The organism is Streptococcus himalayensis (assembly GCF_001708305.1).
Classification (GTDB): Bacteria; Bacillota; Bacilli; order Lactobacillales; family Streptococcaceae; genus Streptococcus; species Streptococcus himalayensis.
In genome coordinates this window covers 1648497-1666561 of sequence record NZ_CP016953.1, presented here as the reverse complement: position 1 = coordinate 1666561, position 18065 = coordinate 1648497, and the positions used below count along the sequence as shown (strand labels likewise).

Genomic DNA, 18065 nt, shown 5'->3' with positions numbered 1-18065 from the left:
TAGTATCCCTAGTATAGCATACTTTTGCTGAAATATTCAGAAAATTTAGTTATTTTTTCTTAAAATTCGGAATAAACGAACAAAAAACTCCGCTGATAGGAACAGGGAGTTAAACATTTCTCATCGAATTCGATTGATGTGTCGAATGCGCCACTGCTTGACTTTCAACATGAATGTTGAAACCAGATGGGTACAAATGAGACTGCTAAAGAAAAGATAGCTTCCTTTTTCTGCAGGACTCATGCTTCTCTCCCTTAGAGCAAATAGGGTCCATTCGATAAAGATAGGATGGATAAAGAAGTAAAGAGTGCTGAGTTTTCGTAAGGTTGAAAAATCTTTCTTAGCAAATACCGATGTTCGACTGATAGCATTAAACAAAAAGAGAATAAAAAGAGGCAAGCCCAGAAAGAAATTTTTATCCAAACCCTGTCGCAAAAAGACAAGAATATATTCCACACATAAGAGAGCAAAACACGCTATTACTTTCCAAACGTAGCTGTTTTTAAAGAGATTTGTTTGATAAAAATCATAGAGCAAATAACCTAAAAAAATAAAAATAGGAGCATAAAAAATCCCATTGCGACTGGTGATAAGGATACGAGCGTAGGCCTGATAAGCAGTGAAAAAGGGCGTATGGCCGAGATAGGCTGAATAAGTTTCGATACTTCCAAAAAGATACAGCAGAAAAAGAAGGATACCTGTCTTTATCTTCCCTATAAATTTCAAAAGTTGGCTTACCAACCACACGCCTAAAAGAAAAGCGGGAATATACCATAACTGATAGCACATACCAGTATAAACAAGTGCCACCACTAAGCCAATCAAATAAATTAGAGGATGGTGTGAAGGAAGAGGTAAACTCTGGAGGTAGAAGCAAGCATAAGGGAGATAAATCAAGCTCCAAAACAGATAGGTTTTCACCAAATGGCGAATATAAATACCTACACGATGATGAACGGTTAGATAACCTCGAATAAAGAAACTACTACAAATCATGAAAAAAGGCACCGCCATTCTGGCAAACACACTCTTGAAGGTAAAATGCAACAGTTCATTTTCCACCAAGCGGCCACTATGAACAAGAATGACGAAAATTGAAAACAGATATTGAAATAGACTAATCATAGAAGAATTGATCTGTTTGTAGTGAAGAAGGTTTGTTTCTTGATTATCCATGTCGGCCTCCTCATTTTTGTTATATTTACTATATCATATTTTGGGGTTTTGCTGAAATAAAAAGCTAGGTTTCCCTAACTTTTTGGGTCTCTATTCACTTGCTTTAGCATATAACCTAAATTTGCCAAAGCAGACTCTTCAATTTTTGCACTTCCTGTTTCTCACTCACAAGTCTATATGATCATCTTTGCCGCATCATTAAACTCGTCATCCCTACTGTCACAAAGAAAGTAACCAAAGTGAACATCAGAGAATTTTCAGCAACCAGTAGACTAAGCAGGAAACCAATAGTCAGCAAAGCCAATTCGGCAAGGTAAAATTTAGAAGTCCAGCTAAAGTTTGCCTTGTTATAAGGTGCATGTAGGAGAATTCCAACCAAAAACAAGAAAATACCACCATAGAGAAGGCACGCAATAGCATCGTTTGATAGCTGATGCTCCTGCAATAAGGTAAAAGCCGCCGTAATAAAGCTTAAACCAAAGAAAATAAAGTAATGGTAATAAATAGCTCCGTTTCCTGATACATTCGTTTTATTGACATCAATCCTGTGATCCATCTCTGTGATATAAAAGAGAAATAAATTTGCCACAATCAAAAAAGGAAAGAAGGAAGAAAGTGACAATTTATCGATAGAAAAATAAGGAGCAATCCCAATAATCATCTCGCCAAAGGTGATAATCACAAGCAGAGATAAACGTTCAACAAGGTGAGGAAACGAAATTGGAGTTAATTCCTTTAAAGCTCCGTTTTTTGCTGGATTAAGTAAGAAAGACGGCATGAGCCATGTCACAATGATTCCTAAAACAGCAATTACTAGACTAGATGAATAAGGGAGAAAAAGACAGGACAAGAGACTCAAGATTCGTACTCCCAAAATAGAGAAAAATTGCTTGATAAAGTATTGATCGGCCGTATTTCTGGTGATGCGATACTCGAGACCATATTGTGCAAGTAAGAGTCCCGTGAGAACTGCCATCGTGCTAAAAAAAGGGATGACCATGCTTTGGAAATCATTGGATAGCAAACCTGCAGCAACTAGCAGGCATATCATCTGTAGCAACATAAAGACAGTATTCGTCAAGCTATTTTTTCCAAAACGGTTGGTAAAAACCATCTGAATCATCCAAGAATTGATAAAAATAATCAGTGCAATACTAAAGACAATCACATTTTCTAAAAGGAACTTTCCATGGCGAACATGGGATAACAGATGAGTCATCTGAGAGATGGCATAGACATAGACTAAATCATAAAAGAGTTCTGTTAGTTCTACCTTTTTATGGCGAATTAGTGACATTTTGCCTCCTTTTCTGTGACAGCTCTATACCTCAAATTCCCTTTGTTGACGCATTCAAGCAGTGAGAAGTTCTGTTTGACCTGCTGCTCAATAGAAGCGTTTTGTTCTAAAAATGCTGCTACTATGCTATTTTCTGTACTAGAAATATCAATGATATACCATGTATTGGGAGAATCTGCAACAAAGCCTGCATAGAGAATCTTCGTGTCTTTTGCCTGATTTACTACATCAAAAAGCTCGTCTTTAAATGCCTTTTCCCTACTTTCTTTCACACGCACAGATATCAATCTAACAAATAGACTTGACAAATCTTCTTCTTGAACCGGCTGTTCTTGTTCATACAAAATTTGAGGAATCAGTTCTACACGTTCTTTGTAAGGAATGTAATCTTGTGCAAAAGTGGCAAAATCCTTAAAATGAGAAGAAGTGACATGTGCTTGATAGGCCATAGCATCACGATAGACTTCTACCACACAAAATGTTTGCTGATCATCAACTTTTGTCAAATACATCGCTAAAGTTCCTTCTTCTTTTGTGATGGATTGATTGAAATTTGTCTGTCCAATCTGGAAAAATTTCTCTACATGATTCTCAGCTACTTTTAGCTTAAATATGTTAAAAATAGGCTGCATTAGCTTCCTTTCTGTTTCAATAAGCGATACCAATTATCCGCAAAGATAGCTTGTTTTTCTTTTGTTGAGAGAGCCATCGCTTCAATCGCAGCAATAATCTCTTTGGTAGGACCTGCAGGTAAAATTCCTAAAGGAGCATCCGTTCCAAAAAGAACCTTTTCAATACCAAAATAGTCGACAGCTAATTCCAGAGCTTTTGGATTGCCTAATAAGGCTGTATCTACGTAAAATTTCTTAAAATCCTGCACCATCTCTTCTGGCAGGATATGACGAATCCGCTCTGCAAAATAAGGAACCATTGCCCCTGCATGGTGAACAATGATTTTCAGATTAGGGTACTTTCTAAAATAGCCCGCTTCTACTATTTCAAGCATGGCTTGTGTCTGCTCGTACTCCCATGAAAAGACAATGTTATTGTCAGGTTTTCTCGTATCAAACACAGGATGAAGCCAAATTGGAATCTCTAGCCTTGCACAAGTTTCAAAAATAGGTGCAAATTCTGGTGCAGCAACAGACTGACCAAGGTGGCGACTAAATAATTGGACACCTACAATATTTTGATTTTGGGTAACAAATTTTTCTAAAATCTCAAGACTTCCATCCATGTGATTGAGGGCGAGCATCGCGACACCTCCTGCAAATTGCTCCGAATGAGCTTGCAGCGTTTCTAACAATTCTTGATTGGCTTCCTGAACGAGTTTTAAAGCCTCATCGGCCTCTACATAATCTTCTGGATTGACATTAACATAAGATATAATTTGTTGGGTATCTTTGTGTTGATACTGTGCTCTACTCTTCATATCTGTCAAAACTGGATTCTGTAAAAAGGGCATTTTATCCGGCAAATGTGGATCTAGCCTAAGCATTTTTTGGTAAAACCTTGGTAATAAAACATGGGCAAATACATCAATTTTCATCTTTTTATTCCTTCCAACTATTTTCCTGATCTTCTAAAATCGCATATTCTTCAAAATAAGAGGTAGCTTGATTGATCTCACCGCTCTCATAAAGGGAAATTTTATGCTCTAAGCGGTCGATGGAGCGTTGCAAATTTTCTTTTCGCTGGTATAGAGTCTCTAATTGTTCTTTTAGAAGCCATTCTCGCTCTTTTTGGGTTTTCTCCCCTTGTTGTAGTAGTTTGACATAAGTTTTTAAAGCTTCTATTGGAATTCCTGAATGCCGCAGGCAAATCACCATTTCAAGCCAGTTCAGCATTTCTCTCGTAAAATAGCGATTTCCATTTGATTTTCTTGGAATAGTCGGCAATAATCCGATACGCTCATAATAGCGTAATGTATTGGGGTTAACTTGATAAAGTTCGCTGACTTCTGTAATCGTATAGGTCTTCTCTGTATTGGTCATTGTACCTCTCCTTTATCCAAATCATTATATCACTTGTAGTGAACTATAAGTCAAGCTAGATTGTCAAAAAAGCTAGGAAAACCTAGCCTTTACTGATTATTCAACACTTTCATACACTGGCTCAAGTCTGCCAAGGCACGTTCAGCGATTTTCTCATAGCGTTCTTTTTTATCACGAATTCGAGGACCATCCAACTCTTTGATAATGCCAAAATTAACATTCATCGGTTGGAAATGCTTGCTATCTGCATGGGTGACATAGTGCGGTAAACTTCCGATTGCCGTTGTTTCAGGAAAGATGATTTCTTCTTCATTTTTAAACAAGCGAGCTGCGTTGATACCGGCTACGAGGCCAGATGCCGCAGACTCAACATAGCCTTCAACCCCTGTCATTTGACCTGCAAAGAAGAGCTGCGGATTTTTCTTAGAACGAAAAGTTTGCGTCAAAAGATTGGGCGAATCCATGTAGGAATTGCGGTGCATCACCCCATAGCGAACAAATTCAGCGTTTTCAAGTCCTGGAATCATTTGGAAGACCCGCTTTTGCTCGCCCCATTTCAGATGAGTTTGGAAGCCGACAATATTATACAAGCTACCTGCTGCATTGTCCTGACGTAGTTGAACGACAGCATAGGGTGTTTTAAATTCTCCATCACGTGGACCGGTGTAATCATCAGGATATTCCAGTCCAACAGGTTTCATTGGTCCATAAAGCATGGTTTTCACACCGCGTTTTGCCATGACCTCAATCGGCATACACCCTTCAAAATACTTTTCTTTTTCAAAGGAATTAAGAGGCGCCTCCTCTGCATTGACAAGAGCATCGTGAAAGGCCATAAACTCTTCCTTGGTCATTGGAGCATTAAGATAGGCAGCTTCTCCCTTGTCATAGCGGGATTTTAGATAGACCTTGTCCATATCAATCGTATTGACTTCAACAATCGGTGCTGCGGCATCATAGAAATAGAAACCAGCTCCACCATTGAAGGCATGAATTTTCTCTGCCAAGGCATCACTGGTCAGAGGTCCTGTCGCAATGACGGTAATTCCTTCGCTTGGCAATTCTGTGATTTCTTCACGAATGACTTCAATCAGAGGATGTTGGTGCAACTCATCTGTCACCATTTGTGAAAAACCTTCGCGGTCAACAGCCAAAGCACCTCCAGCTGGGACGCGGGTCTGTTCCGCTGCTTTCATAATAATCGAATCCAAACGGCGCATTTCCTCTTTTAAGAGACCGACTGCATTGGTCAAGCTATCACCACGCAGGGAGTTTGAGCAGACCAACTCCGCAAAATTGTCTGTTTTATGTTGGGGTGTTGCTTTTACGCCCCGCATTTCATAAAGTTTTACAGGAATTCCCTGTTTTGCAATTTGATAAGCCGCTTCAGAACCAGCTAAACCAGCTCCAATAACCGTAATATAGGATTGAGACATCAAGGTACCTCTTACTCTTTCTAATTTGCTTCTTTCTAGTATATCAAAAATTACCGCTAAAGGAAAAAATAGGAGTGAGAAAGAACTCTAATCCTTCAAAAAGAGTTCCTCTTCCCACTCCCGCATAGTTGGAAAACCAACAAAATGATCACTCAATCACTGCGTCCAGTTCTTATTTCTAATTTTAGCTGAACTGTCTAATCAGTGCCCGTTACTATTTAATTTTCTCTTCCTGATAATCACATTTTTCATCGCTACAAACGACCTGTTTTCCGCCTCCGCGTACTTTCTTTTCAATCAAATAGTGACCAGACTTGGGACATTCTCTTCCCACTGGCTTATCCCACGAAGTAAATTCACAGTCTGGATAGCGATTGCAACCATAAAAGAGGCGATTTCGTTTGGTTTTACGCTCGATAATCTGCCCTTTGTGACAAGTTGGACAGGTGACACCGATTTCCTTGACAATGGCTTGGGTATGGCGGCAATCAGGAAAATTGCTACATGCGTAGAACTTCCCATAGCGTCCTAATTTGATGACCATGGGACTGCCACAGACCTCGCAGTCAAAACCAGCAGGTTCATCCTTGATTTGGATTTTTTCCATCTCATCTTCTGCCTTTTGGACCTCTTTTTCGAACGGTTGATAGAAGGCATCGATAACCTTTTGCCATTCTGCTTTTCCAATCTCGACATCATCAAGCTTCTTTTCCATATCAGCTGTAAAGGTTACATTGACAATATCTGGGAAAAATTCAACAATCAAACTATTGACAATTTCCCCTAATTCAGTCGGCTCAAAGCGTTTGGCAGCCAATTTGACATAATAGCGCTTTTGAATGGTTTCAATGGTCGGTGCATAGGTTGAGGGACGTCCAACTCCATTTTCTTCCAAGGTTTTAATCAAGGTTGCCTCAGAATAGCGGGCAGGAGGCTGTGTAAAATGCTGTTCAGGCTTGGTATTGACTCGTTTGACCAAATCCCCTTTTGCCATATCAGGCAGCATTTTATTTTTATCCGAATCATTGTAAATAGCTAAATATCCATCAAATTTTACTTGGCTCCCATTGGCTGAAAATTGAACACCGTTTTGCTCCAATTTCACACTCATCGTATCAAATACTGCTGCTGTCATTTGACTAGCTACAAAACGATTCCAGATGAGGGTGTAGAGTTTCAACTGATCCTTGTCCAAGTATTTGGCAATAGCTTCGGGAGTGTTGTAGACACTGGATGGACGAATGGCTTCGTGAGCATCTTGGGCACCAGAGGCATTTTTCACCTTGCTACCATGCTTGGAATAGTTCGCACCGAATTTCTCTGTGATGAAACCAGCCGCTTCATTGGCTGCAACTGGGCTAATTCGTGTTGAATCCGTACGCATATAGGTAATCAACCCTTGAACACCAGATCCGATATTAATTCCTTCGTAGAGCTGCTGAGCAACCATCATCGTTTTCCGTGTTCGGAAGTTGATTTTATTGGCAGCATCTTGTTGCATAGAGGATGTGGTATACGGCAGTGGAGCATTACGCTTGCGTTCCTTTTTATCCACTTGCTCAACAGTGAAATCATCTCCCTTGAGGTGGGATAGGACTTCTTTCACCTCTTCATTGGTCGATAATTTCATCTTTTTGCCATGTAAGCCATAGAAATTCGCCTGAAATTGCTTATTGCCCTTTTTAAAAGTGGCATCAATTGTCCAATATTCTTCTGGCTGAAAAGCATTGATTTCATGTTCACGGTCAATAATCAATTTCAGAGCAACGGACTGCACACGTCCAGCAGAGAGTCCTTTTTTGACTTTCTTCCATAAAATGGGCGAAATCGAATACCCCACGATACGGTCTAAGACACGACGTGCCTGCTGAGCATCTACTAAATCCATATTGATTTGACGAGGTTCCTTGAAGGCATTTTTTACAGCATCCTTGGTAATCTCATTAAAAACCACCCGATTTTTCGCGTCTTTCTCCAAATCTAGGATATGGGCCAAGTGCCAAGAAATCGCTTCTCCCTCCCGGTCCGGGTCACTTGCGAGAAAGACTTTCTTGGCTTTTTTTGCTTCTTTTTTTAAATCATTGATGAGAGGACCTTTACCTCTTATATTGATATATTGCGGTTCATAATTATTGTCAAAATCAATCGACATGGTCGATTTTTTCAAATCACGGATATGTCCAACGCTGGCTAGAACCTTGTAGTTGCGTCCTAAATATTTTTCAATGGTTTTTGCCTTGGCAGGCGACTCCACAATCACCAAATTTTTCTTGATTGTGGTTTTTTTCTTTGTTTTTGTAACCAAACTGTTATCCTCGAACATTCATTAAACTTCATTGAGTGTAAACTATTTTTCCAAGGATGTCAACTGCCAAGTTTTCTTATAGGAGAACTTCATTTAAAATTGGAACTCTAAAAGGACGTCAGAGCCTGATGTAATGCACTTTGCACCCTCTTGAATCAAATGATGGCACCCATCACTTTTCCCAGTGATAATGGATCCTGGAATGGCAAATACATCTCGCCCTTCTTCCATCGCTCGCTCACAGGTAATGAGGCTTCCAGAACGCATTTTAGCCTCTGCCACAACGACCCCGCGGCTCAAGCCAGCGATAATTCGATTTCGCTCTGGAAAATGGAATTTCAAGGGTTGCTCACCTGGACCATATTCGCTAAGCACCAGATGATTTTCTCCAATATACTTTTGCAATTTTTTGTTAGCTTTTGGGTAATAGACATCCAATCCTGTCCCGATAACGGCAATAGTTCGTCCCCCATTTTGGAGCGCAGCCATGTGGGCAGCTGTATCAATGCCTTTAGCAAGCCCACTGACAATCACGATTTCATTTTGCAATTCCGTAATAATCTTTTTAACGGCTTGTGCTCCGTCTTGGCTACAGTCACGACTACCGACTACCGCTAGTTTGGGCAAATTCAATAAATCTAGATTTCCTTGATAAAAGAGCAAGACAGGTGGATTATAAATTTCACTTAAATCCCATGGATACACGTCATCCATGATTGAAAACGAAGGAAACTTTTCAAACTCTTCTTTCAATAACTCGTCATTTTGATTTTTGTAACGTTCGATAAAAAGAGCAGGATTGCGGCACTTGGAGACAATTGCCATATTTCGAACACTGACTTCTTTTGCCTGAATTTCGACATAGCTCAAAACATTGATCACTTCCTGATTGGACAAGCCTGCTTTTTTCAATTTATAAATAAAAAAATTTGTAATTTCCATATTCTCTTCCTTCTTCCTTCTTCCTTCTTTTTACTTTCTTACTTGATTTATTCGCAAAAAAATAGAAAAAGTTAGAAAAATATAAAAATTTTTGAACAATAGTCCATACGAATGCAGAAGGGATAGAAAAAAGACCAAGATTTCTCCTGGTCCAAGGGCACTTTCGTGTGATAAGCAGGTTCACACAACTTATCAAGGTCCGCTCCTGCGTTTTGACCTCCCTAGCGTGAAAGTGGCTACTGCCACATTCGGCTCATCGCATAGTTCTATTATAGCAGATTTTACCGCCAATGCAAGTCTGACGTTTAGGTCGGTTTGCGTTGAGATTTTTGAGAAATGAAATGTCAGCTTTTTTGGGCTACCAATAATATAGCAGATATTACCGTTTTATATATACTTACTTGCTTCACGAATGCTGAGAGGTGCCATTTTCTCCTCATATTTGGCAATGAAGTCCCTCACCCAAGCTGGATTGACTTTGGAATAATCGCGTAAACTCCAGCCAATCGCTTTATTGATGAAAAACTCTGTTTGACCGAGGTTATTGACCACTATTTGCTCTAACAACTCCGTATCTGTATCTTGCTTGCGCAATAGTTGGTGGTCAATCGCAACCCTACGCAACCAGATATTATCCGAAACACTCCAGTCCAGTAAAACAGACTTGGCTTTGGGATAGGAAAAAGCAATCTCCCCCGCAATTTTATCCAATCCATCGACTGAGTCCCACCATGAATGCGTTGTAATCAAGGTTTTCAAGCGAGGCAAATCCTCAGGCGTCAACTTTCGTTTATTCGTAGCCAGGTAATCAATTGCTGCATAATGGATTTCACGATAGGGATTAGCCCATGCCTGCTCGACAAAGTTCCAATCAATAGGTTTCTTCTGATAAGGCTTGAAAAATTCCTTGCTGATTTTCCTGCGTAAGCCAGCTCTCACACCCAAAAAAGGAAATTGGTTTCGAAGGTAGGCAGTCATTTTTTCTGCATCTTCGACAGACGCAACTGCCTTCAATTGGTCTTGAAGTTCTTCTACCCGCATCCTTATTCCTCCAATAAACTCTTTTGTAACCAAACAATATCATGCCATTTGTCAAATTTGTAGCCAACCTTTTTAAAATGGGCCACCTGCTCATACCCACGCTTCTTATGAAAGGCAATACTGGCATCATTGGGCAGAGAAATGCAGACTACAAAGTTCTTAAATCCACGCTGGGTCAATTCATTTTCCAAGGCATCGTACAAAGCGCTCCCCACGCCTGAACCACGCTTTTCCTCGTCCAGATAAATCGTTAATTCTGCCGTCCAATCGTAAGCGGCTTTATCATAGTAAGTAGAAGCGTAAGCATAGCCCATGACCTGCCCGTTATCTTCAGCAAGGAGAAAGGGGAAACGCTCGTTTATCTGCTCTATTTTTCGCCGGAAATCCTCTTTGCTAGGTACCTCCAAGTCAAAAGTAATCGCTGTTTTGAGCACATAAGGCTCATAAATCGCTCGAATAGCTGCCGCATCGGTCACCTGTGCAGTACGGATCACTAACATGTTTTTTCTTCTTTCATCAACCAGTCATATAAGCTCACATTGCTCGAATCTTCCCACCAATTTTTGTAGCAAGCAAAGACCTGTTCAACACTCCCAAATCGGTCTACCAAATCACTGACCGTCAAAAAAGCATGGACATAAAAGGTGTGAAGATAGGCAAGATTCCCTTTTTGATAGGTTTCTTCTGAAAATTTCTCTACATCAAATCTTCCAAAAATGGGGCTAAAGAAATCTACCTGTTGTTGTAATAAAGCCCGTAATTCTGACAATTCCTCTTCTTTTAATAGATAGCGATAAGATAGGTACTCGCACATCCCCTCCTCAAACCAGAGATTTTCTCTCGTATCCCCATATTCCGAGCCAAAGAGATCGCTATCGTGAGTGATTTCGTGTAAAAATATCTGTAGCATCTGATAGTCTGGCAACGACTGGTAATACCGACTTAATTGTAGGGGCAACTCATACGCTTTAAAAGCCTTTAAAAACAAGATTTCCCACTCTTTCTTATCAGGACACATCACTATCCGCGTCCCATTGTTATAGGCAGGTAAGTCATGGTTGCCAAACACCAGATTGGCAAAGTCTGCCTTGGTCCAAACGACAAACAAAGCTGGTTCTTTTAAGGCAAAATAATTCGCAAGATAGTCTTGGTATTCCTGAGCTTTTTCAATCAATACTTCTGTTACTGGCTGAATTGCTAGCCGATCGTTTTCTGTTTCATAAGCATAGATTTGCCTCATCTCTCCAACAACTCCCTATCATAAATAGTGTAGTCACAGCGGTAAATAATCAAGCGTTTGCCGTCAATTAGCAGTTCTGAAGTCTTTGGTGCATCAGAAGCGTACAAGGAAACCTTATTTCCTGCGTAGGTCGCAAGCGGTGTCCCATTTTGTGAGCGAATCAAAATCACTTTTGCCTTTCCAGTAAAGTCATTTTTAAATTTCGAAACCATGCGGTTCAGTATTGGAACTGCTGCTTGTTGGTCATCAGCGGTCGCATTTTTCTGGTATTTCAAGAAAAGATCTTCTAAACCATCTTCGACTGCAATCAAGGATGACCCCACGTGGTCAATTTCGTATTTACCCAAAGTGATTTTCAAAACGGAACTATCTCCCTTTGAATTGCCTTCGCTATCCACTGAATCAAACTCTTCATTTCGAGACATGGATAAGGATTTCCCAGACATTTGATCGATGAGTTGAGAATTTTCATCATAGGTCCGCACCGTCATCTCAAGCCCTTTCCACTCTGCCTCAGTATTTTTCCACCAGTTCTGAATGGATTGACAGCCTGCCAATACTCCAACCGATAAACTGAGCACTAAAGCTAGTTTCAACCATTTCTTTTTCATGTGTTTATTTCCTCCTTTATCTAAAGTATTATACCAAAAAAACTGGAGAAAATCCCCAGTTTTACGATAAAATGCGATTGGTGATGGGCTTTTAAAAGAGTCCAATTGCAGTTCCGTCTTCTGCCACGTCCATATTCAGAGCCGCAGGCAATTTCGGTAGACCTGGCATGGTCATGACATCTCCAGTCAGAGCCACAATGAAGCCTGCTCCCAGTTTTGGTACGAATTCACGAATCGTGATGTCAAAGTTTTCAGGGGCACCAAGAGCAGTTGGATCATCTGAAAAACTGTACTGGGTTTTGGCCATACAAACAGGCAACTTGTCCCAGCCGTGCTTGGCAAATTCACCCAATTGCGTGCGGGCTTTCTTTTCAAAGACAAGCCCCTTACCACCATAGATTTCTGTCACAATCTTCATAATTTTTGTTTCCAAGCTATCATCTGCCTGATAAAGACGTTTATACTGGGCAGGTTGTGCTTCAATCGTGTTAATGAGAGTTTCAGCCAAGTCCACACCACCTGCTGCACCATTTGCCCAAACACTTGTCAGTTCAACAGGAACAGAAATTTTTGCACAGAGTTCTTTCAAAATTGCAATTTCTGCTGGGGTATCTGTGACAAATTCGTTAATGGCCACAACTGCTGGAACCCCATATTTTTGAATATTTTCAACATGGCGTTTGAGATTGGCAAAGCCTGCCTCCACCGCCGCTATATTTTCTTCTGAAAGATGTTCTTTTGCTACACCGCCATGCATCTTAAGTGCTCTGAGAGTTGCCACAATCACAACCGCATCAGGGGCTTTAGGGAGATTTGGTGTTTTGATGTCAAGGAATTTCTCTGCTCCAAGATCTGCCCCAAATCCCGCTTCTGTTACCACAATATCTGCCAAACGAAGCGCTGTTGAAGTCGCTAAAACAGAATTACAGCCATGTGCAATATTGGCAAAGGGACCACCGTGAACAAAGGCAGGCGTCCCGTAAATCGTCTGCACAAGATTGGGTTTTAGAGCCTCTTTCAAAATCAAGGTGAGCGCACCCTCAACCTTCAAATCTCGCACATAGACTGGACTGCGGTCAAAACGGTAACCAATGACAATACTCGCCAATCGCTCTTTCAAATCCTTCAAATCCGTTGCCAAGCAAAGAATAGCCATGATTTCAGAGGCAACCGTAATATCAAACCCATCCTCACGTGGAATGCCGTTCAAGGGACCACCCAGACCGACTGTTACCTTACGAAGTGCCCGATCATTCAAGTCTACCACGCGTTTCCAGATAATTCTACGTTGATCAAGGCCTAAGCTATTTCCTTGATGAATATGGTTGTCAATCAGAGCAGAAAGAGCATTATTAGCTGTGGTAATCGCATGCATATCCCCTGTAAAATGCAGGTTAATATCCTCCATCGGCAAGACCTGAGCATAGCCACCACCAGCTGCACCGCCTTTTATTCCCATGACAGGACCGAGCGACGGCTCACGAAGTGCAATCATCGTTTTCTGACCAATCTTAGAAAGCGCATCTGCTAGACCAATGGTCACAGTCGACTTTCCTTCTCCTGCTGGCGTTGGGTTAATGGCTGTTACCAAAATCAGTTTCCCAAGCTCATTTTCTTTGACGGCTTCTATTTTTTCAAAGGATAATTTAGCCTTGTATTTCCCATATAGTTCCAAGTCATCATAGCTAATCCCGACTTTTTCAACCACATCAACAATCGGCTGTAACTCCACACCTTGTGCAATTTCAATATCTGTTTTCATAGCAACTCCTTTCGAATTCCTATTTTGATTATAGCAAAAAAGTAAAAAAAGTGTATTGTTTATCTGTAATTTTCTAAAAAAGTTCGGTATTTCTGTTTTTGACAAGAATGATTACCTTTTCATTTACGAAAATTCAAGTTTTTGATACAATAAAAGGTATGAAAATTTTGATTACATCTGGAGGAACTTCTGAAAAAATTGATCAAGTTCGCTCCATAACCAATCACTCTACTGGTCAACTAGGTAGTATTCTGGCTCGTTATTTCTCAGAAAAAGGAGATGAGGTCACCTTGATTACGACCAAAAAAGCAATCAAACCAGAAGCTCGGTCTAATCTGACTATTCAACTCATTGAAAATGTGAATGACCTGTTAGAAACGCTTGAGCCACTCGTGAAAACACATCAGGTTTTGATTCATGCCATGGCAGTCTCTGATTATACACCAGTCTATATGGCTGATTTTGAACAGGTTCAAAAAGCAAGGGATTTGCAGGCATTTTTGCATCAAGAAAATCAGGAAAGTAAGATTTCCTCAAGTTCAGACTACCAGGTCCTCTTTCTCAAAAAAACTCCTAAAATTATCAGTTATGTCAAGGATTGGAATCCAACTATTTCCCTCATTGGCTTTAAATTATTAGTCGATGTGTCTCGAGAAGAATTACTAGATGTCGCACGCAGAAGTCTTATCCATAATCAAGCAGACTTGATTGTTGCCAATGATTTGGCAGATATTGGTACAGAGCAGCACCGTGCCTACTTGGTCGAACGAGATAAGGTCACTCCTGTTGCAACCAAAGAGGAGATTGCTCAAACTCTTTATTCTTATATACATAGAAGGAAGGCACTATGAAACGAATTACCTTAGCTGTTACTGGCAGTATTTCAGCCTATAAAGCTGCAGATTTGACCAGTCAACTCACCAAGGCTGGCTTTGAAGTGACCGTTCTGATGACAGAAGCTGCGACACAATTTATCACGCCTTTAACCTTGCAAGTGCTGTCCAAACAACTGGTTCACACGGATGTTATGGCCGAACCCTTTCCTGATAAGGTGAATCATATCGAACTCGCAAAACAAACGGATTTGTTCCTTGTTGCCCCTGCAACGGCCAATACAATTGCCAAATTAGCTCACGGATTTGCAGACAATATCGTCACGACCCTTGCCTTGGCCCTTCCTAAAGGGACTCCGAAGGTACTTGCCCCAGCCATGAATACAGCTATGTATGAAAACAGCCTGACCCAAGCAAATCTTGAAACTCTAAAAAAAGTTGGTTATCAACTAATAGACCCGCGGGAAACCTTGCTCGCCTGTGGAGACTATGGTAAGGGTGCTCTTGCAGATCTCCCGTTCATCCTTGAAACTGTGAAGGAAATTATTCATGAAAAAACAATCTAACCTTGCTCCCATTGCTATCTTTTTTTCCGTCATGCTCGTTCTTCACTTGATGAGTTCGGTCATTTTCAATATCCTGCCAGTCCCAATCAAGCCAACCATCATCCATATTCCAGTTATTATCGCAAGTATCCTTTATGGACCGCGTGTTGGAGCTAGCCTCGGATTTTTGATGGGCATGATTAGCCTGATGACTAACACACTCGTCCTCTTGCCGACCAGCTACCTCTTTAGCCCCTTTGTTCCAAATGGTCGTCTAGTTTCAGCTATCATCGCCTTAGTTCCAAGGATTTTAATTGGCATAACCCCTCACTATACCTATAAGTCTATAAAAGGAAAAACAGGTCTAGCTCTAGCAGGAGGTCTTGGTTCGCTGACCAATACAATCTTTGTGCTAGGCGGCATCTTCTTCTTATTTTCAAATGTCTACAAGGGAAATATCCAGTTGCTACTGGCTTCTGTCATCTCAACCAACTCTGTTGCTGAGATTTTCCTCTCTATTTTACTGACCATGACCATTGTCCCTCGGTTGCAAAAAATACAAAAATAATCACGTGAAAACGTGATTTTTCTTTTCAAACATGATATAATGAAAGCGATTAAAAGTATTAAGGAGATTGTCTATGGCTTATCAAGAAAATTTTCAAACATGGCTGGATTTTGCAGAACTCCCAGCTTATCTCAGAGATGAATTACTCACGATGGATGAAAAAACGAAAGAGGATGCTTTTTACACCAATCTAGAATTTGGGACGGCTGGAATGCGTGGTTTGATAGGTGCAGGGACCAATCGAATCAACATCTATGTTGTTCGTCAAGCCACGGAAGGGTTGGCCCGTCTCATCGATGAAAAAGGGGAGAATATGAAAAAACGTGGGGTAGCGATTGCTTATGATTCACGTCATTTCTCACCAGAATTCGCCTTTGAGGCAGCAGCGGTTCTTGCAAAACACGGCATTCAATCCTATGTCTTTGAAAGTCTTCGTCCGACTCCAGAACTCTCCTTTGCCGTTCGTCACTTGGGTACTTTTGCAGGTATCATGATTACAGCCAGTCACAACCCTGCTCCGTTTAACGGTTATAAAGTTTATGGAGAAGATGGCGGTCAAATGCCTCCCCACGATGCGGATGCTCTCACAGATTATATTCGTACGATTGACAATCCATTTGCTATCGAGGTTGCAGATGTTGAAGCAGAAAAAACAAGCGGTTTGATTCAGGTAATTGGGGATGCGATTGACGCTGAATACCTCAAAGAAGTCAAATCGGTGAATATCAATCCAAGCTTAATTGCAAGCTACGGAAAAGACATGAAAATCGTCTATACACCCCTTCATGGTACTGGAGAAATGCTCGCACGTCGTGCCCTTGCTCAAGCAGGATTTGACTCAGTTCAAGTCGTTGAAAGCCAAGCCATCGCTGATTCAAACTTTTCAACTGTCTCCTCTCCTAACCCAGAAAGTCAGGCTGCCTTTGCTCTTGCTGAAGAATTGGGTCGGGAAGTTGGAGCTGATGTGTTGATTGCAACAGATCCAGACGCGGACCGTGTCGGGGTTGAAGTGCTTCAAAAGGACGGCAGTTATCGCAATCTTTCTGGTAACCAAATCGGAGCCATTATTGCCAAATACATCCTTGAAGCACATAAAGTTGCTGGAACCTTGCCAGAAAATGCTGCCCTTGCCAAATCCATTGTATCGACAGACTTGGTGGCAAAAATCGCTGAAAGCTATGGGGCAACCATGTTCAACGTTTTGACCGGCTTTAAGTTTATCGCTGAGAAAATTCAAGAATTCGAAGAAAAACACAACCATACCTATCTATTTGGATTTGAAGAGAGCTTTGGCTACCTCATCAAACCATTCGTTCGTGATAAAGATGCCATTCAAGCTGTTCTCATGGTCGCTGAAATCGCTGCCTACTATCGCTCTCGTGGCTTAACGCTTGCAGATGGTATTGAAGAAATCTACCAAGAATATGGTTACTTCGCTGAAAAAACACTCTCTGTCACTCTTGCTGGCGTTGATGGTGCAGAACAAATCAAGGCGATTATGAAAAAATTCCGCGAAGAAAAACCAGCGACTTTCAATACTACAGCCATTACAACGACAGAAGACTTCAAGGCTCAAACCTCAACCGACCAAGAAGGAACTGTCACACCTCTAACTACTCCGCCAAGCGATGTTTTAAAATATACGCTTGAGGACGGTTCCTGGATTGCAGTTCGTCCTTCTGGAACTGAGCCGAAAATTAAATTCTACATTGCAGTTGTTGCCACTTCAAACGAAGAAGCTGAAGCAAAAATTACAGCTATTGAAACAGAAATTACTGCGTTTATCAAATAGAAAAAAGGGAGGTTGGGAATACCCTATCCTCAATCAAAATAAGGCATCGTTCACTCACCTTGCTGAATTCCAGTTCTACCTGCGGTGTCGTTGCCTAGTCAGATTTTGATTTCTATAGAGTATTATTCCAAAAATTAATTTTGAACAAAGAAATGAGGAAACCATGAATTTTAACCCAATTGTTGATGGACTGGAACAACAATCAGTTGAAGACATCCGTGCCATCATAGCCAACCAAGAGACAGCAACCTTCTTTTTAGGGCGTACTACCTGCCCCTACTGCCATCGCTTTGCTCAGACCCTAGCAACAGTTTTAGAGGAGACGACAGCGACTGTTTACTTTGTCCCTAGCGATAATGTAGAAGATGCTCAAAATCTCCAAGAATTCCGACAAACCTACAATATTCCGACTGTTCCAGCCTTTATTCATATCGAAAATGGAGAACTTCAAGTCCGTTGTGACTCCTCTATGACCGCAGAAGAAATCAAATCCTTTGCACATCTATAAATCGTTAAGACCCCC

18 protein-coding genes are annotated in these 18065 nt (G+C 41.0%); 5 read left to right on the top strand and 13 right to left on the bottom strand.

Annotated elements, in window-relative coordinates; all coding sequences use genetic code 11:
* Window positions 1–120: 120 nt before the first annotated feature.
* From BFM96_RS07790 to BFM96_RS07730, 13 genes are all read right to left on the bottom strand, one after another.
* Complete coding sequence (locus tag BFM96_RS07790) at window positions 121–1176, bottom strand: acyltransferase family protein (RefSeq protein WP_068992634.1); 1056 nt, start codon at window positions 1174–1176, stop codon at window positions 121–123.
* A gap of 181 nt (window positions 1177–1357) precedes the next feature.
* On the bottom strand, window positions 1358–2473 hold the full coding sequence (locus tag BFM96_RS07785; RefSeq protein ID WP_083201773.1) for a low temperature requirement protein A: 1116 nt from the start codon (window positions 2471–2473) through the stop codon (window positions 1358–1360).
* The gene (locus BFM96_RS07780) at window positions 2464–3105 is read right to left on the bottom strand and encodes a putative quinol monooxygenase (protein WP_068992631.1); all 642 of its coding nucleotides are present in this window, start codon (window positions 3103–3105) and stop codon (window positions 2464–2466) included. The genes BFM96_RS07785 and BFM96_RS07780 overlap by 10 nt, the downstream gene beginning before the upstream one ends.
* The gene (locus BFM96_RS07775) at window positions 3105–4022 is read right to left on the bottom strand and encodes an amidohydrolase family protein (RefSeq protein WP_068992629.1); all 918 of its coding nucleotides are present in this window, start codon (window positions 4020–4022) and stop codon (window positions 3105–3107) included. Before BFM96_RS07775 ends, BFM96_RS07780 begins: the two co-directional genes overlap by 1 nt.
* A 4-nt stretch (window positions 4023–4026) precedes the next feature.
* Window positions 4027–4467 (bottom strand): MerR family transcriptional regulator, encoded by a 441-nt coding sequence (locus BFM96_RS07770; protein ID WP_068992626.1) that lies wholly within the window; start codon window positions 4465–4467, stop codon window positions 4027–4029.
* Between the two features lie 89 nt (window positions 4468–4556).
* A complete protein-coding gene (gene trmFO / locus BFM96_RS07765) occupies window positions 4557–5903 on the bottom strand; it encodes a methylenetetrahydrofolate--tRNA-(uracil(54)-C(5))-methyltransferase (FADH(2)-oxidizing) TrmFO (RefSeq protein WP_068992624.1) in 1347 nt (448 codons plus the stop codon).
* A 214-nt stretch (window positions 5904–6117) separates the two neighbouring features.
* Window positions 6118–8208, bottom strand: a complete 2091-nt coding sequence (gene topA, locus BFM96_RS07760) for a type I DNA topoisomerase (protein WP_068994263.1) — start codon at window positions 8206–8208, stop codon at window positions 6118–6120.
* 93 nt (window positions 8209–8301) lie between these two features.
* Window positions 8302–9150, bottom strand: coding sequence for a DNA-processing protein DprA (dprA, locus tag BFM96_RS07755; protein WP_188595277.1), 849 nt, complete (start codon window positions 9148–9150; stop codon window positions 8302–8304).
* A 387-nt stretch (window positions 9151–9537) separates the two neighbouring features.
* Window positions 9538–10191, bottom strand: coding sequence for a DNA alkylation repair protein (locus BFM96_RS07750; protein WP_068992621.1), 654 nt, complete (start codon window positions 10189–10191; stop codon window positions 9538–9540).
* A gap of 2 nt (window positions 10192–10193) precedes the next feature.
* Window positions 10194–10691, bottom strand: a complete 498-nt coding sequence (locus BFM96_RS07745; RefSeq protein WP_068992618.1) for a GNAT family N-acetyltransferase — start codon at window positions 10689–10691, stop codon at window positions 10194–10196.
* Window positions 10685–11431 (bottom strand): hypothetical protein, encoded by a 747-nt coding sequence (locus BFM96_RS07740; RefSeq protein WP_068992615.1) that lies wholly within the window; start codon window positions 11429–11431, stop codon window positions 10685–10687. Before BFM96_RS07740 ends, BFM96_RS07745 begins: the two co-directional genes overlap by 7 nt.
* Window positions 11428–12042, bottom strand: a complete 615-nt coding sequence (locus tag BFM96_RS07735) for a DUF5052 family protein (protein ID WP_068992612.1) — start codon at window positions 12040–12042, stop codon at window positions 11428–11430. Before BFM96_RS07735 ends, BFM96_RS07740 begins: the two co-directional genes overlap by 4 nt.
* A 91-nt stretch (window positions 12043–12133) precedes the next feature.
* Window positions 12134–13804 carry a formate--tetrahydrofolate ligase gene (locus tag BFM96_RS07730; protein ID WP_068992609.1) on the bottom strand — a complete coding sequence of 557 codons (1671 nt, stop codon included), beginning with the start codon at window positions 13802–13804 and terminating at the stop codon, window positions 12134–12136.
* A 158-nt stretch (window positions 13805–13962) separates the two neighbouring features.
* On the opposite strand from BFM96_RS07730, the gene BFM96_RS07725 reads away from it, so the two are divergent.
* The 5 genes from BFM96_RS07725 to traF all read left to right on the top strand — a co-directional run bounded on the left by BFM96_RS07725 (window position 13963) and on the right by traF (window position 18050).
* Window positions 13963–14655 (top strand): phosphopantothenate--cysteine ligase, encoded by a 693-nt coding sequence (locus BFM96_RS07725; RefSeq protein WP_068992606.1) that lies wholly within the window; start codon window positions 13963–13965, stop codon window positions 14653–14655.
* A complete protein-coding gene (gene coaC / locus BFM96_RS07720) occupies window positions 14652–15203 on the top strand; it encodes a phosphopantothenoylcysteine decarboxylase (protein ID WP_068992603.1) in 552 nt (183 codons plus the stop codon). Before BFM96_RS07725 ends, coaC begins: the two co-directional genes overlap by 4 nt.
* Window positions 15187–15750, top strand: a complete 564-nt coding sequence (locus BFM96_RS07715) for an ECF transporter S component (protein ID WP_068992600.1) — start codon at window positions 15187–15189, stop codon at window positions 15748–15750. Before coaC ends, BFM96_RS07715 begins: the two co-directional genes overlap by 17 nt.
* 73 nt (window positions 15751–15823) lie before the next feature.
* On the top strand, window positions 15824–17542 hold the full coding sequence (locus BFM96_RS07710; RefSeq protein ID WP_068992597.1) for a phospho-sugar mutase: 1719 nt from the start codon (window positions 15824–15826) through the stop codon (window positions 17540–17542).
* 163 nt (window positions 17543–17705) lie between these two features.
* A complete protein-coding gene (traF, locus tag BFM96_RS07705) occupies window positions 17706–18050 on the top strand; it encodes a conjugal transfer protein TraF (protein ID WP_068992594.1) in 345 nt (114 codons plus the stop codon).
* Window positions 18051–18065: the final 15 nt, after the last annotated feature.

Coding starts and splice junctions, on each gene's coding strand:
- BFM96_RS07790 (WP_068992634.1), bottom strand. CDS start 1,176: ATGGATAATCAAGAAACAAACCTTCTTCACTACAAACAGATCAATTCT.
- BFM96_RS07785 (WP_083201773.1), bottom strand. CDS start 2,473: ATGTCACTAATTCGCCATAAAAAGGTAGAACTAACAGAACTCTTTTAT.
- BFM96_RS07780 (WP_068992631.1), bottom strand. CDS start 3,105: ATGCAGCCTATTTTTAACATATTTAAGCTAAAAGTAGCTGAGAATCAT.
- BFM96_RS07775 (WP_068992629.1), bottom strand. CDS start 4,022: ATGAAAATTGATGTATTTGCCCATGTTTTATTACCAAGGTTTTACCAA.
- BFM96_RS07770 (WP_068992626.1), bottom strand. CDS start 4,467: ATGACCAATACAGAGAAGACCTATACGATTACAGAAGTCAGCGAACTT.
- trmFO (WP_068992624.1), bottom strand. CDS start 5,903: ATGTCTCAATCCTATATTACGGTTATTGGAGCTGGTTTAGCTGGTTCT.
- dprA (WP_188595277.1), bottom strand. CDS start 9,150: ATGGAAATTACAAATTTTTTTATTTATAAATTGAAAAAAGCAGGCTTG.
- BFM96_RS07750 (WP_068992621.1), bottom strand. CDS start 10,191: ATGCGGGTAGAAGAACTTCAAGACCAATTGAAGGCAGTTGCGTCTGTC.
- BFM96_RS07745 (WP_068992618.1), bottom strand. CDS start 10,691: ATGTTAGTGATCCGTACTGCACAGGTGACCGATGCGGCAGCTATTCGA.
- BFM96_RS07740 (WP_068992615.1), bottom strand. CDS start 11,431: ATGAGGCAAATCTATGCTTATGAAACAGAAAACGATCGGCTAGCAATT.
- BFM96_RS07735 (WP_068992612.1), bottom strand. CDS start 12,042: ATGAAAAAGAAATGGTTGAAACTAGCTTTAGTGCTCAGTTTATCGGTT.
- BFM96_RS07730 (WP_068992609.1), bottom strand. CDS start 13,804: ATGAAAACAGATATTGAAATTGCACAAGGTGTGGAGTTACAGCCGATT.
- BFM96_RS07725 (WP_068992606.1), top strand. CDS start 13,963: ATGAAAATTTTGATTACATCTGGAGGAACTTCTGAAAAAATTGATCAA.
- coaC (WP_068992603.1), top strand. CDS start 14,652: ATGAAACGAATTACCTTAGCTGTTACTGGCAGTATTTCAGCCTATAAA.
- BFM96_RS07715 (WP_068992600.1), top strand. CDS start 15,187: ATGAAAAAACAATCTAACCTTGCTCCCATTGCTATCTTTTTTTCCGTC.
- BFM96_RS07710 (WP_068992597.1), top strand. CDS start 15,824: ATGGCTTATCAAGAAAATTTTCAAACATGGCTGGATTTTGCAGAACTC.
- traF (WP_068992594.1), top strand. CDS start 17,706: ATGAATTTTAACCCAATTGTTGATGGACTGGAACAACAATCAGTTGAA.